Source organism: Halorubrum sp. SD41 (assembly GCF_058630335.1).
The window spans coordinates 17,491-30,326 of the sequence record NZ_JBZVGZ010000018.1; the positions used below are offsets into that span (position 1 = coordinate 17,491).

Below are 12,836 nucleotides of genomic sequence, written 5' to 3' on the forward strand. Positions count from 1 at the left end.
CGTTTGATTATTTCGAGTGTTTTCCGACTTGATCTCAGCGTCTGACAAGTGATAGACGAGTAAGGTTTATGCCAACAGGGTAACCTCCTTGACACGTGTCGCGACCGATGGAACGGCGACCCGGGATCGCCTACCGCCGCCCCGAGGGGGACCCCTCTCGGTTCGTGATCGAGGCGTCGGGAGAGACGCGGCTCAACGCGCCGGAGCGGCCGGACGGCGGCTGGCTCGACTGCGTGGCCGGCGAGGACCGCGACCGGCTCCGCGAGGCGCTGGAAACCGGCCCGGTCGATGTCGTGTACCGGGTCGACGCCGGCGAGGAGCCGCAGTGGGTCCACGAGCGCGGGCGGACGACCGAGGACGGCGACGTGGTCGGATACCTCTTCCTCACGGACGACCGCGTGGAGCGACGGCGGCGGCTGGAGCGACAGCGGGAACGGCTCGAGGAGTTCGCGAGCGTCGTGAGCCACGACCTCCGGAACCCGCTCTCCGTCGCGGTCGGGAACGTCGAGCTGGCCGACGAGCTCGACGGCGAGGCGTCGAGCGAGCGGTTAGACCGCGCCCTCGACGCGCTCGACCGCATGGACGACCTCATCGGCGACCTCCTGACGCTGGCCCGGGAGGGGCAGACGGTCCAGTCGACGGAGCCGACCGACCTACAGTCGGTCGTCGAGAGCGCGTGGGGGACGGTCGGCGAGCCGGCCGACGCCGCACTCGTCGTCGACGGGGCGCTCCCGACGGTCCCGTGCGACGCCGACAGGCTCCGACAGGCCCTCGAGAACCTCTTTCGGAACGCGATCGAACACGGCGCGTCCGAGGGAGACTGCTCCGGCGCCGCGGGTACCGGTGGCGAGTCGGGATCGGGAGACCGGGTCGCATCCGGAACGTCGGCACCGCGTGCCGGTTCGGACGCCGACGCTGCCCCGACGGATCCCGACGACGACGCCGTCTGCGTCCGAGTCGGACGGACCGAGGACGGGTTCTACGTCGCGGACGACGGCCCGGGGATCGATCCCGACCAGCGGGAGGCCGTCTTCGAGCCGGGCCACACGACGGCGCCGGACGGCACCGGCTTCGGACTGGCGATCGTCGAGCGGATCGCGGAGGCGCACGACTGGACGGTGTCGGTAACGGAGGGCCGCGAGGGCGGCGCGCGGTTCGAGTTCGTCGTCGGCGAGTCGATCGGAGCCGCGGAGGCGAGCGAACGCGACTCCGACCCGAACTCGACTCCGGTCCGCGGCGGCGGGAAGCCCTGACCGACCCCCGGACCCGGATCACATGAAGTCGGTTAGGCCCGCCTGATCGTCGTCGTCCTCGGTCGAGGAATCGTCCTCGTTCGGTGAATCGCCCTCCGCGGCCGAGTCCTCCGCCGAATCGCTTCGATCGCTCCCGCCCGCGGTCGCTCCAGAGCCTTCCGGGTCGTGGTCCGCATCGGTCGCGGCCGCGTCGTCTTCCTCGCCTTCCCGAGCCGCGCCGTCGAACGCGAAGGCGCCGTCCGCGTGCTCCTCGATCAGCTCGTCGCGCCGTGCCTGCGCGTCCTCGACGATGGAGGCGACCTTGTTCGTCGACTCGCCGGAGCCGGTGACGAAGGCGACCCCTTCCTCGTCGAGGTCGTACGCCGCCGCCATCGCGACGGTCAGCTCGCGGGGCTTGCAGTGGTGGGTGACCGCTTGGAGGAACGGCAACACCTCGCGGCGAGCGGTCGCGACGCTACAGCCGCTCGCGGCCGCGATCTTGCCGACGACCTCGTCCGCGGTCGCGTCCGACGACGACCAGAACTGCGGGCGGCCGTACCGCGTCCACCCGCCCTTCTCGCCGTCGCGGGCGGCCGCGACGCCCGCGGCCGCGTTGTCGGTCGCGTAGCGCCAGTAGGAGTAGTTCTGCGTGGCGCGCACGCGGCCGAGCCACACGTCCGCGTTCGCGAGGAAGTCGTACGCGCGGACCGCCTCGGCGGGCTCGTACACGTCGAGGAGGTTGTTCTCGATCCACCGCGTCAGGTCGTCCGGCGTCTCGTCGACGGCGTACGCGGACTGGAGCGCCTCCTCGGCGGACTCCTCTTTGAGGACCGCGTCGAGGAACGGGAACAGCCCCAGCGCCTTGTCGCGGTCGCCGGTGACCACGTCCTCGACCGCGATCGAGTCGCGGCCCTGCGTGGCGGCCTGGAGGTCGTTGATCGCGCCGCGGAGGTCGCCGCGGTTCCCCTCCGCGATCCGCTGGAGGGCGTCCGACTCGAACTCGATCCCCTCCTTGCGGCAGACGTCCCGGAGGACGGGGACGATGGAGCGCGCGGAGACGTCGCGGAACTCGATCTCCTGCGTGGCGTTCCGGAGCCCGCGCGACATGTCGTAGTAGTCGTTGGCGATGAGCACGATGGGCTGGCCGGACTCCTTGACCAGCTCCGTGATCGCCGAGGCGCCGCCGCGGTCGTAGTTGCCGTGGATGTTGTCCGCCTCGTCTAAGATGACGAGCTGGCGCGAGGCGGTGTCGCCGCCGGCCGCGCCGCCGCCCGCCGCGCTCCCGCCGAGGGTGGCGTTGCGCGCGGCCCGTCCCGCGGACCGTTCGATGACGTCGGCGGTGCGCTGGTCGGAGGCGTTGAGCTCGACGGTCTCCCAGCCCATGTCGTTCGCGAGCGCGTGCGCCGCGCTCGTCTTCCCGACGCCCGGGCTCCCGTGGAGGACGACCGCCTCGCGGTGGTCGTCCCACGAGCGGGCCCACTCCGCGAACGCGTCGCGGGCCTTGTCGTTGCCGCGCACCTCCGAGAGCGTGCTCGGGCGGTACTTCTCCGTCCAATCGGCCATTATCGAAGGGTGGTACGAGGCGCGTATAGTGGTTGCGGACGGTGTCCGGATCGGCGCTCACCCGACGAGCATCAGAGGTCGCCGACGTACGCCATCTTTCGACGAACAGGGCAAATCTCGTCGCTCAATTTTCGTCGCTGATATTCATGCCATTAAGTACATAAGCCCGGTCCGCTTCTCTACATATAGCCAGCAACCGATCGGAACGGACCTGAGAGCCACTTCGACCATGGCACACGAGGCTCTCACTCCCGTTTCTCGGTGAACCGCTGGGTTCAAACAATGAAACCACAGAACCAATCCAACTCGGACGACCGTGCGGTGAGCCCCGTTATCGGGGTCATCCTGATGGTCGCGATCACAGTCATCCTGGCGGCCGTCATCGGGACGTTCGTCCTCGGGCTGGGCGATCAGTTAGGCGACACCGCGCCGCAGGCGTCGTTCACCATTGACGGCAACAACACGACACACGTCAACGTGACAAAAACCGGCGGCCAGACGATCGACTCGGCCGATCTGACGCTCTCTATCGATGGTGAGAGGGCCGGAACTAGCATCAACGACGGCGAATGGCAGAGCGGAGAACAAAAATCACTGGACTACCTTTTCGCCAGCCCGAGCGGCGAGGCCACCGTTCGGATCATCCACGACCCGAGCGGGAACGTGATCTTCGAGGAGACGTACGACTTCAACTGATCGGCTGATTCCGCGTCTTTCTGCGCAGTTTTTGATTACTTTTGTTCGACTCTGTCATCAGGCCGGTGACGACGAGTTCAAGACGCGACGGTCTCGTGGACGTTGTCCGATCGGTTATCCTCACGTCTGCCAGAGGGCCACCTAGGGACTACGGGCGGCAATGGTCTCGGTAGAAATCGAAGTGGGACCGCTGAGAGTCGAACTCAGGTCATACGGACCCCATCCGCATAGGATACCACTACCCCACGGTCCCTGACTACACGCTGAAAAACGACGGTCCGGTAATTAAGGACTTCGCTTCACTCCTCGTCGGCGTCCCGCGGGACCACGAGGTCGCCGTCGTCCCGCACCGCGAGGCTGCCGATCGGATCGCCCTCGTAGACGGCCAGCCCCTCGCACCGACCGAGGACGTAGCCGTCGCTGTCGGCGCGGACCGTCGCGCGCTCCGCGCCCGCGGCGTCGACCACACTCGCGAGGACGTCGCCCTCGGCGAACGCGTCGCCGGCCGCGATGCGGTGCCGGACGAGGCCGGAGTCGTCGGTCGTCGGCCCGCGGAAGCGCCGCACGGGGAACTCGACGGGCGCGGGATCGACGCCGACGCCGGGCTCGGCAACCGACTCGGGCACGTCGCCGGCGGCCAGTAGCCCGAGTTCGACCGCGACGCCGAAGACGCCCGCGACGCCCGCGTCGAGGAGGGCGTCGTCGACGACGCTGTGCGCGCCTAACTCCGCCGTGAACGCCGGGATTCCCGCCTCGTTGAGCACGGCGCCAGCGGTCGACCGCTGGAGGTTCTCCTCGACGTACTCGGCCGCGGGATACTCCCGGACGACCGGGAGGCCGAACGCGTCGACCAGCCGACCGAGTTCCGCGGAGAGCGCGGTCGCCTCGGACTCGCTGCGGCGGTCGCCGTACAGGACTCGGTCGCGGATGGCGAAGGGCTCGCTGCCGACGCCGGCGGTGTGGCAGTCGATCAGCGCGTCCGCGGCCGCGTTCGTCCCGACCGTCTCGACGGCGAACTCTCTCGAATCGTCCGCGGACTCGCTCGACCCGTCCGCGGACTTGCCCGCGTCGGCCGGCACCTCGCCCGTGATCGCGGCGTACAGGCGGGCGTCGATCCGCTCCTGAAGCCTCGGCGGGCGCGCCGACTCCGCGTCGGCGTCCGGGAAGTGGCGGTTCGGGTCCTCGTCGGCGTAGTACGTCTCCCGCGCGTTCCGGCGGAGTCCGGCGGGGGAGACCGCGGGCACCGCGACGACCGCGCCCGCGAGGTCGGCGAGGCACTCGCCGAGGGCCGCGACCGCGTCCTGAACGACCGCGACGCCGGTCGCCTCGTCGCCGTGAACGCCGCCCGTGAGCCACAGCGTGGGCCCGTCCTCGGCGCCGTTCGCGACGACGACCGGAAGCCGCTCCGCACCGCCCGTCGGGAGCTCCGCGACCGAGAGGCGGCCGCGGTCGAGCGTGCCCGACGCGGCGCTCGCGCTTCCGATCGCTATCCGTCCGTCCCCGCCCGCGGCTTCGCCTTCGTCCGGCTCGTCCATACCCGAACCCGGGCTGGTGGTGTTATAAAAGAACGCGCTCCAAGTCGACGACGGTCCCGCCGTCGGCGTCCGGATCGCCGACGACCCGCCCGAGACAGACCGCGGTGCCGTCCGGCGTGAAACACGCGACGAGGGGAGGGTCGCCGTCGGTGTCATTATCGGCCGCTTCGGCATCGTCGTCGACGTCGATCACGCCGGGCGCGTACACCGGCGCGCCGGTCGCGACGCTGCGCGCTGCCGACCGCGCGATCGTCACCGACGGGAGGTGCGTCAGGGCGTCCTCCGCCGGGCGGACCACCTCGCGGAGGAGCGCGTCGTCGCCGTCCTCGGCCCACGCGAGCGCGTCCACGAGGTCCTGAAGCGTGTGGAGGTCGCGGTCGTCGAACGGGTCGGTGGCGGTGCGCCGGAGGTGACCCATGTGCGCGCCGACGCCCGTCGCGAGCCCGACGTCGTGACAGAGCTTCCGCACGTACGTCCCCGACTCGCAGCGGATCCGGAGGAGAGCCTGTCGGCCGTCGACCTCCAGCACGTCGAGGTCGCGGATCGTCCGCGTGCGGAGCCGCCGGCTCACCGCGCTCTTCCGCGGCGGCTTCTGGTAGATCTCGTCCTCGAACTCGCTGACTACGTCCTCGAAGTCAGACGGGGGCGGCCCGTGGAGCTCTAGGACCGCGACGTACTCCTTCGTCCCCTCCAAGAACACCTGCGCCATGCGCGTCGCGTCGCCGGTCAGCGTCGGGAGACAGCCGGTGACCTTCGGGTCGAGCGTGCCCGCGTGGGCGACGCCGCCGGTCGGTGGCCCCTCGGGATCGAGCGCCGCGAGCGTCTCGTCTATCGCGTCCCGCACCCACGCCGACACCTGGTGCGAGGAGGGGCCGGCCGGCTTGTCGAGGTTGACGACGCCGAACCGGAGCAGCTCCGGCACCGACCGCTCGCCGGGAGGCGCTCTGAGGGGGCCCTCGCCGTCGGCGGGAGCGTCGGCGTCGGCGTCTGAGGCGTCAGTCATGAGGTGGGCGGCGGGCGCGGCTCAGAAGTCGTACACGACGCCCTCGACGGGCGCTTTCCCCTCGTCGTCGTCGGGGTCGTACGCCTCGACGGTGGCGACGAGGACGTCGAGGAACCGTTCGGGGCCCCAGCGGGCGGTGTTGTACGCGGCGTCGTAGATCGACAGGTCCTCGATGTCGATGTTGTAGTACTCCTCGTACCGCTTGCGCTCGGAGGCCTCGCGGCGCTCCGTCTCCGTTCGCGCGCGGTCGACGTCCTTCGATTCGCGCTCCGCGATCCGCTCCGCGCGGACTGAAAGCGGCGCGTCGAACCAGAACCGGAAGTCGGCGTGGTCGGCCGCGAGCCAGCCGGCGAGCCGCGATTCGAGGACGACGTCGTCGCGCTCGACCGCGATCTCGCGGAGCCGGCGGTCGAGGTCGCGGTCGATCTGGGGGTCCTCCTCGGCGAACTCGTTGAACTCGACGGGGGTCATGTCGCGTTCGGCCGCCATCTCGCGGAAGATGTCGCCGCCGGAGACGTGCCCGAGACCGAGCGCGTCCGCCAGCTGGACAGCGTTGGTGCTCTTCCCGCTGCCGGGCGGGCCGGAGACGGTGATCAACATATCACCACTGCGCGGGTGTCGTTCAAAACGGTTGTCGTTCGCCGGCGCGAGGGCGCGATCTGACGGGGTCGACCCTGGCCGCGAGGGAGCCGCCGTCGCCTCGCGGACCGCTCACTCCTCGCGGTCGGCGGTCGCGGCCGTCATCGACCAGACCGCCACGAGGCCGAGGAGGAGCGCGGGGACGAGCGGGAGCGCGAGGTACGTGGCGAAGAAGGGGAGGCCGAACCAGCCCGCGGCGTACGGGTAGACGTAGATGATCCCCGGGATGACGAGGGCGCAGACGAAGATCGCCGCCGTCAGCGCCCACCCCTCGCGACCGAAGCCGTCGGCGGCGGGCTCGTCGGCGTCGACCGTCGGGTCCCGCGAGCCGCCGCCGTCGCCGCCGGCCGCGTCGGCGCCGTCGCCGGTCTCGGGGACGTGGACGTAGCCGCCGTCGGTGGTGCCGTCGGCGGTGGCGTCCGCGTCGCGGACGGACGCATCGTCGGCGGTGGCGTCCGCGCCGGCGGCCGCGTCGGTCTCAGAACTCACTGTCGGGTTTAACAACCACTTTGCCAAAGCCCTCACGGTTCTCGATCATCTCGTGTGCGCGCGCCGCCTCGCTCATCGGGAGGACCTCGCGGACGCGGGGCTCGAAGGTGCCGTCCCACACGAGTTCCAGCACGTCGTCGACCTCGCCCGGCGTCGCCATCGTCGAGCCGATGACGGAGAGCTGGTTCCAGAAGATGCGGTTGAGCCCGGCGCCCGGGTTCGGACCGGTCGTGGCGCCGCAGGTGACGAGCCGGCCGCCCTTCGCCATCGACTTCAGCGAGTTCGGGTAGGTCGCCTCGCCGACGTGGTCGACGACGACGTCGACGCCGCGCTTGCCGGTGAGCGCGTCGATCTCCTCGGCGAAGTCGTTCGCCTCGTAGTCGATGACGTGGTCGGCGCCGCAGTCCTCGGCGTGCGAGAGCTTCGCCTCGGTGGAGGCGGTCGCGAACACCTCACAGCCCGCGTGGTCGGCGATCTGGACCGCCGCGTGGCCGACGCCGCCGGAGGCGCCGAGGACGAGGACCTTCTCGCCCGCCTCGATGTCCGCGCGCGTCTGGAGCATGCGCCACGCGGTCTGGAAGACGAGCGACGCGGAGCCGGCGACCTCCCAGTCGACGCCGTCGGGGACCGGGACGAGGTTCTCCTCGGGGACCGCGGCCTTCTCGGCGTGGACGCCGCGGACGTGTTCGCCGATGATGTGGAAGGAGACGCACAGCGACTCCTCGCCGTTCCGGCAGAACTCGCAGTTCCCGCAGGAGACGCCCGCGCTCACGGCGACGCGATCGCCCGGCTCGAACCGTGTCACGCCCTCGCCGACGGCCTCGACGACCCCCGCCGCGTCGCTGCCCGGAATGTGCGGCATCTCCAGGTCGATGCCGGGCATCCCGCGTCGGGTCCAGATGTCGAGGTGGTTGAGCGCGCCGGCCTTGACGTCGACGAGCACCTCGCCGCGGTCGGGCTCGGGGTCGGGGAACTCGCCGTACTCGATCACGTCGCGGTCGCCGTGGTCGGCGAACTGAACGGCCTTCATGGTCGGACTCTCCCGCGGGATCCACTAAACAGTACGCCTCACGGAAACGGGCGGTGCGCCTCGATGGCTCTGGTGAAACCCTCTGAGAGAGACACGTTCTACCCGGTCTCGGTCAACACAGACGTAGCGACGAGCGATTTCGGGAGTGAGTGTAGTACGTCTTGAGAGCGGTCGTTTATAATTCAGATTGCGGTGTTGCTGTCGGCTGTTTATAAGTGATTGACGCTACTGCGGTGAGTACCTCCAAAGCCCCAGTCGCGAGGCGGACGCACGCTCGCTGTGCTCCTCGCTCAGTCGCTGGCGCTCCTTCGCTGCGGTGCTTACGTCGCCTGCGGCCGCCTCGCGACTGCCCCTTTGAGTCCCGCCCCGCACGGCACCTCACGCCTCCCCAACCTCGTCAGTCGCCTCCGCTTCGCTCCGGCGACTGACTCCCTCGCGGGCTGGCTCGCGGCCGCCGAGGGCGGCCGCTCGCAGGCGCGCCACCGCCTGCCATTTATAAGCGCTCGTCGCCGTCGCTCATCGCCTTTTAAATACGCTCCCGCCACCGCCGATCTGCGATACTCACTCCCGCGATCGATCAAGAAGCACAACTCACCGATCGGCCGTTTCAGACGGGAAAACATCTGAAAAACAGGGCTCCAACAGCGCCGTCTCGACGGATTCTACGCGTCCTTCGCGACCTCGTCGCCCCTCGATACTCCCGACGCGACGACCGTGCGAGACCCCCACAGCGACCCGGCCGTTTCGTGATGTTTAAGTACCGAAAGCGGGAGCATACGAACGCACGAACTGCAGGGGCGTCGGGCCCCGAGTCCGAGAGGGCGATGATACAACGCGGGTTGCGGTAGCCAAGCCTGGCCCAAGGCGCAGGGTTGCTAACTCTGTGGCGTCACTGCCTCCGGGGTTCGAATCCCCGCCGCAACGCTCGAACGGACGAGTACCGCCGGATTCGCGCCGGTAGGGCTCACCACAACCAACACATGAGCACGGAAGAATCACAGGACGACTCGCCGGAGGAGGAGGAAGACCTCCAGTACTTCGTTCGGATCGGGGGCGCGGACCTCGACGGGACGAAGACGGTCGAGCGAAGCCTGTCCGAACTCGACGGCATCGGCACGCGCACGGCGCGGCTGGTCGCCGAGAAGGCCGACGTGGACAGAAACGCCACGTTCGGGCTCCTCGACGAGGATGACATCGACGCGGTGGTCGACATCGCCGAGAACCTCGAAGACCACGTCCCGTCGTGGATGACGAACCGACAGAACGACTTCTTCAGCGGAGAGACGACGCACCTCGTCGGCACCGACGTCGAGGAGAAGCGCCGTCACGACATCAACCGCATGAAGATCATCGAATCGTACAAGGGCGTGCGCCACAAGCGCGGGCAGAAGGTCCGCGGTCAGCGCACCAAGTCCACGGGTCGCTCGGAGGGGACCATCGGGGTCAACGTCGAGGAGATCCGCGAGGAGATGGCGGACGAAGAGGCGGGTGACGAGGAATGAGCACCGGCAAGAACACCAAGGGCTACGAGACGCCGAACCACCCGTACCAGGGCGAGCGCATCGCCGAGGAGTCCGACCTCCTCTCGCGGTACGGCCTGAAGAACAAAGAGGAGTTCTGGCGCGCCCAGTCCGAGCTGCGCAACATGCGTCGGGAGGCCCGACGCCTGCTCGGCGAGGCGCAGGGCGACGTCGAGGCCGCTCAGGACGCCGGCGCGGAGTTCGTTACGCGGCTCCGCCGCATCGGCATCCTCGGCGACAACGACGACATCTCGACGGTCCTGTCGCTCGACGTGACCGACCTGCTGGAGCGTCGCCTCCAGACGGTCGTCTACCGACAGGGCTTCGCCTCCTCGACCCAGCAGGCCCGCCAGTTCATCGTCCACGGCCACATCACCGTCGACGGCGCCCGCGTCACGCGCCCGTCGGTGAAGGTGGACGTCGACGACGAGGGCGCCATCGCCTTCGACGAGACGAGCCCGCTCGCGGACGATCTCCACCCCGAGCGCGCGGAGTCACAGGAGTAAGCATACATGAGTGAATCCGAGGACGGAGGAAAGTGGGGCATCGCCCACGTGTACGCGTCGTTCAACAACACGCTCATCACGGTCACCGACGAGACGGGCGCCGAGACGATCGCCAAGTCGTCCGGCGGCACCGTGGTGAAGCAGAACCGCGACGAGGCGTCGCCGTACGCCGCCATGCAGATGGCGGAGGTCGTCGCCGAGCGCGTCAAGGACGCCGGTCTGGAGGGCGTGCACGTTCGCGTGCGCGGCCCCGGCGGCAACCTCAACAAGTCCACCGGTCCCGGTGCGCAGGCGACGATCCGCGCGCTCTCGCGTGCGGGCGTCGAGATCGGCCGCATCGAGGACGTCACGCCCATCCCGCACGACGGGACGAAGGCGCCGAAGAACAAGCGAGTCTGACATGACCGAAGACGAATTCGACGTCCAGTACGTCGAACGGGACGATCGCAGCGCGCGGGTGCTGATCCGCGGGCTCACGCCGGCGTTCGCCAACGGCATCCGCCGCGCGATGATCGCCGACGTCCCGACGTTCTCGATCGACACCGTCCGGTTCGTCGAGAACTCCTCGGTCATGTTCGACGAGATGATCGGTCTGCGTCTGGGGCTCGTTCCCCTGACGACGCCGCTCGACGACTTCGAACTCGGCGACGAGGTCACCCTCGCGCTCGACGTCGAAGGCCCGGCGACGGCGTACTCCGGCGACATCGAGAGCGCTGACCCGCTCGTCGAGGTCGCCGACGAGAACGTCCCGATCATCGAGCTGAAGGAGGGGCAGCGGTTGGAGTTCGAGGCCGACGCGGTCCTCGACACCGGTAAGGAGCACGCCAAACATCAGGGCGGCGTCTCCGTCGGCTACCGCCACCTCCAGCGCGTCTCGGTCGAGGGCGACCGCGGCGAGTTCGACGACGACGAGCCGAACATCCTCCGCGGCGTCGTCGAGACGCCGGAGGGCGACATCGAACTCACCGACGAGTTCGACAACGACCTCTCGGAACGGTTCCCCGGGAAGGAGGTCGCGGTCGAGGACGTCCCCGGAGCCTTCGTCTTCCACATCGAGACGGACGGCTCGTTCGACGTCGAGGAACTGCTGCTCCGCGCGATCGACTCCATCGAGGAGCGCGCGGACGAACTACAGACGAAAGTCGCAGTATAAGGAAATGACGGCCCTTCGAACCATGCCCCTGACCGTCGCCCCCGCAGACAGCCGCGGCGCCGCTCCGACCGCCGGAGCGCCCGCGACCGACCGCGGGGACGCCGGGACCGAAAGTGGTTTGAAGGGAGCCGGAATACGGTGGAGTGCACGCAGGGATAGCCAAGTCAGGCCAACGGCGCAGCGTTCAGGGCGCTGTCCTGTAGAGGTCCGCAGGTTCAAATCCTGCTCCCTGCACTCCGTTTTCCACGAACTCTCCACTCAGGAGGGACAGCTATGAGTAGCAAGACGAATCCGAAACTACAGAACCTCATCGCCGATCTGAAGTCGGTCTCGCGCGACTCCGGTGCCAACGTGTGGCAGGACGTCGCCGACCGACTGGAGAAGCCACGGCGCACGCACGCTGAGGTCAACCTGGGCCGTATCGAACGATACGCGCAGGAAGACGAGACGGTCGTCGTCCCCGGCAAGGTGCTGGGCAGCGGTGTGCTCGAAACGAACGTCACCGTCGCCGCCGTCGACTTCTCCGGGACCGCCCGGACGAAGATCGACCAGGCAGGCGAGGCGGTGACGCTGGAACAGTACGTCGAACAGAACCCCGAAGGAAGCAACGTGCGGGTGATTCGATGAGCCTCGCGAAGATCGACGCGGACGTCGTCGTCGACGCCCGCGACTGTATCCTCGGTCGCGTCTCCTCTGAGGTCGCGCAGCGCGTCCTCGCCGGGGAGACCGTCGCCGTCGTCAACGCCGAGCGCGCCGTCATCACCGGCAACGAGGAGGCGACGATGGAGACGTACCACAAGCGCGCGGAGCTCGGCTCGGACAGCGGGCCCTACTACCCCAAGCGTCCGGACCGGATCTTCAAGCGCGCCATCCGCGGCATGCTGCCGTACAAGTCGGAGGACGGCCGCGAGGCGTTCTCGAACGTGCGCGTGTACGTCGGGAACCCCTACGAGCGCGACGAGGACGTCGACAGCGTCGTCCTCGACGGCACCTCGCTCGACCGCCTCTCGAACATCAAATTCACCACGCTCGGAGAGATCTCCGAGTCTCTGGGAGCTAACGTCACATGGTAACGAACACCTCAGGCAAGAAGAAGACGGCCGTCGCCCGCGCCACCGTGCGCGAGGGCGAGGGTCGCGTGCGCATCAACTCCCAGCCAGTCGAGCTGGTCGAACCGGAGCAGGCGCGGCTCAAGATGCTGGAGCCGTTCCGCATCGCGGGCGAGGAGCTCCGCGACGGCGTCGACATCGACATCGACGTCGAGGGCGGCGGTTTCAGCGGGCAGGCGGACGCGACGCGGACCGCCATCGCCCGCGGCCTCGTCCAGCACCTCGGCGACGCCGAGCTGCGCGACGCGTACATGAACTTCGACCGCACCCTGCTGGTCAACGACGTGCGCCAGTCCGAACCCAAGAAGTGGGGCGGACCCGGCGCGCGCGCTCGCTACCAGAAGTCCTACCGCTGAGGTGA

Annotated in this window: 15 protein-coding genes and 3 tRNA genes; 11 read left to right on the forward strand and 7 right to left on the reverse strand. The window is 68.9% G+C overall.

The window, feature by feature from the left end; translation table 11 throughout:
- The first annotated feature begins 107 nt into the window (after window positions 1–107).
- Window positions 108–1,253, forward strand: a complete 1,146-nt coding sequence (locus tag AC4NMM_RS09910; RefSeq protein ID WP_491924176.1) for a sensor histidine kinase — start codon at window positions 108–110, stop codon at window positions 1,251–1,253.
- 18 nt (window positions 1,254–1,271) lie between these two features.
- Here the strand turns inward: AC4NMM_RS09910 and AC4NMM_RS09915 are convergent, their stop codons facing one another.
- A complete protein-coding gene (locus AC4NMM_RS09915; RefSeq protein WP_096395597.1) occupies window positions 1,272–2,795 on the reverse strand; it encodes a replication factor C large subunit in 1,524 nt (507 codons plus the stop codon).
- Window positions 2,796–3,077: 282 nt separating this feature from the next.
- On the opposite strand from AC4NMM_RS09915, the gene AC4NMM_RS09920 reads away from it, so the two are divergent.
- A complete protein-coding gene (locus AC4NMM_RS09920) occupies window positions 3,078–3,491 on the forward strand; it encodes a type IV pilin domain-containing protein (protein ID WP_096395595.1) in 414 nt (137 codons plus the stop codon).
- A gap of 182 nt (window positions 3,492–3,673) precedes the next feature.
- Here the strand turns inward: AC4NMM_RS09920 and AC4NMM_RS09925 are convergent.
- The 6 genes from AC4NMM_RS09925 to AC4NMM_RS09950 all read right to left on the reverse strand — a co-directional run bounded on the left by AC4NMM_RS09925 (window position 3,674) and on the right by AC4NMM_RS09950 (window position 8,187).
- Window positions 3,674–3,744: transfer RNA gene (locus tag AC4NMM_RS09925), tRNA-Pro, on the reverse strand.
- A gap of 46 nt (window positions 3,745–3,790) precedes the next feature.
- Entirely contained in the window at window positions 3,791–5,026 is a 1,236-nt protein-coding gene (locus tag AC4NMM_RS09930) for a succinylglutamate desuccinylase/aspartoacylase family protein (protein WP_491924177.1), read from the reverse strand.
- A 22-nt stretch (window positions 5,027–5,048) separates the two neighbouring features.
- A complete protein-coding gene (locus AC4NMM_RS09935) occupies window positions 5,049–6,029 on the reverse strand; it encodes an RNA-guided pseudouridylation complex pseudouridine synthase subunit Cbf5 (protein WP_096395591.1) in 981 nt (326 codons plus the stop codon).
- 21 nt (window positions 6,030–6,050) lie between these two features.
- Window positions 6,051–6,629, reverse strand: a complete 579-nt coding sequence (cmk, locus tag AC4NMM_RS09940) for a (d)CMP kinase (protein ID WP_096395589.1) — start codon at window positions 6,627–6,629, stop codon at window positions 6,051–6,053.
- Window positions 6,630–6,740: 111 nt separating this feature from the next.
- Entirely contained in the window at window positions 6,741–7,157 is a 417-nt protein-coding gene (locus AC4NMM_RS09945; RefSeq protein WP_096395587.1) for a DUF7977 family protein, read from the reverse strand.
- On the reverse strand, window positions 7,147–8,187 hold the full coding sequence (locus AC4NMM_RS09950) for a zinc-binding dehydrogenase (protein ID WP_096395585.1): 1,041 nt from the start codon (window positions 8,185–8,187) through the stop codon (window positions 7,147–7,149). Before AC4NMM_RS09950 ends, AC4NMM_RS09945 begins: the two co-directional genes overlap by 11 nt.
- 838 nt (window positions 8,188–9,025) lie before the next feature.
- Between AC4NMM_RS09950 and AC4NMM_RS09955 the strand changes: the two genes are divergently transcribed.
- The 9 genes from AC4NMM_RS09955 (at window position 9,026) to AC4NMM_RS09995 (ending at window position 12,831) form a co-directional block, all read left to right on the forward strand.
- Window positions 9,026–9,111: transfer RNA gene (locus tag AC4NMM_RS09955), tRNA-Ser, on the forward strand.
- Between the two features lie 56 nt (window positions 9,112–9,167).
- Window positions 9,168–9,689, forward strand: a complete 522-nt coding sequence (locus tag AC4NMM_RS09960) for a 30S ribosomal protein S13 (RefSeq protein WP_096395583.1) — start codon at window positions 9,168–9,170, stop codon at window positions 9,687–9,689.
- The gene (locus AC4NMM_RS09965) at window positions 9,686–10,213 is read left to right on the forward strand and encodes a 30S ribosomal protein S4 (RefSeq protein ID WP_096395581.1); all 528 of its coding nucleotides are present in this window, start codon (window positions 9,686–9,688) and stop codon (window positions 10,211–10,213) included. Before AC4NMM_RS09960 ends, AC4NMM_RS09965 begins: the two co-directional genes overlap by 4 nt.
- Before the next feature lie 6 nt (window positions 10,214–10,219).
- Window positions 10,220–10,612, forward strand: a complete 393-nt coding sequence (locus AC4NMM_RS09970; protein WP_004595254.1) for a 30S ribosomal protein S11 — start codon at window positions 10,220–10,222, stop codon at window positions 10,610–10,612.
- Window position 10,613: 1 nt separating this feature from the next.
- Window positions 10,614–11,366: a DNA-directed RNA polymerase subunit D gene (locus AC4NMM_RS09975; protein WP_096395579.1), complete on the forward strand. Its 753-nt coding sequence runs from the start codon at window positions 10,614–10,616 to the stop codon at window positions 11,364–11,366.
- 149 nt (window positions 11,367–11,515) lie between these two features.
- Window positions 11,516–11,600 (forward strand) — tRNA-Leu (locus tag AC4NMM_RS09980).
- Between the two features lie 39 nt (window positions 11,601–11,639).
- Complete coding sequence (locus AC4NMM_RS09985; RefSeq protein WP_004595256.1) at window positions 11,640–11,993, forward strand: 50S ribosomal protein L18e; 354 nt, start codon at window positions 11,640–11,642, stop codon at window positions 11,991–11,993.
- Window positions 11,990–12,439: a 50S ribosomal protein L13 gene (locus tag AC4NMM_RS09990; RefSeq protein ID WP_017344393.1), complete on the forward strand. Its 450-nt coding sequence runs from the start codon at window positions 11,990–11,992 to the stop codon at window positions 12,437–12,439. The genes AC4NMM_RS09985 and AC4NMM_RS09990 overlap by 4 nt, the downstream gene beginning before the upstream one ends.
- Window positions 12,433–12,831 carry a 30S ribosomal protein S9 gene (locus tag AC4NMM_RS09995; RefSeq protein WP_004595258.1) on the forward strand — a complete coding sequence of 133 codons (399 nt, stop codon included), beginning with the start codon at window positions 12,433–12,435 and terminating at the stop codon, window positions 12,829–12,831. The genes AC4NMM_RS09990 and AC4NMM_RS09995 overlap by 7 nt, the downstream gene beginning before the upstream one ends.
- Window positions 12,832–12,836: the final 5 nt, after the last annotated feature.